We start from the raw sequence: 441 nt of genomic DNA on the forward strand, positions 1-441 counted from the left end.
AGCGGCGCGAGCCGCATGATGAACGCGAGCATCCGGAACAGCACCTTTTGCGTCTCGTCGATGCCGCGCAGCAGCACCGAATCGGCGCCGACCGATACGTTCAACGCGAGCCCGGCCAGGATCGAGATGATCAGCACCTGCACGATGTCGCCTTTCGCGAACGCATCGACGAGCGTATGCGGAATGAGGCTCAGCAGATACGTGACGGCGGAGATCTCGCCCGCGTTCGACGTCGTCTTCAGCGCTTCGGCGCTCTCGGCGATGTTCGCGGCATGGAGGCCCGCGCCCGGCGGGAACACGTTGACCATCACGAAGCCGAGCACCATCGCGATCGTGCTGACCACTTCGAAGTAGACGAGCGATTTCACGCCCATTCGACCGAGCATCCGGAGATCCTTCACGTGGGCCATGCCCTGGACCAGCGTGCAGAAGATGATCGGC

At 63.3% G+C, this 441-nt stretch carries 1 protein-coding gene; it reads right to left on the reverse strand.

Annotation, left to right across the window (positions count from 1 at the left end; genetic code table 11):
- On the reverse strand, positions 1 to 441 hold a 441-nt coding region (locus A9Z05_RS03565; protein ID WP_141723343.1), incomplete at both ends, for a cation:dicarboxylate symporter family transporter.

Source organism: Burkholderia sp. A2, assembly GCF_001729305.1.
GTDB classification, from domain to species: domain Bacteria; phylum Pseudomonadota; class Gammaproteobacteria; order Burkholderiales; family Burkholderiaceae; genus Burkholderia; species Burkholderia sola.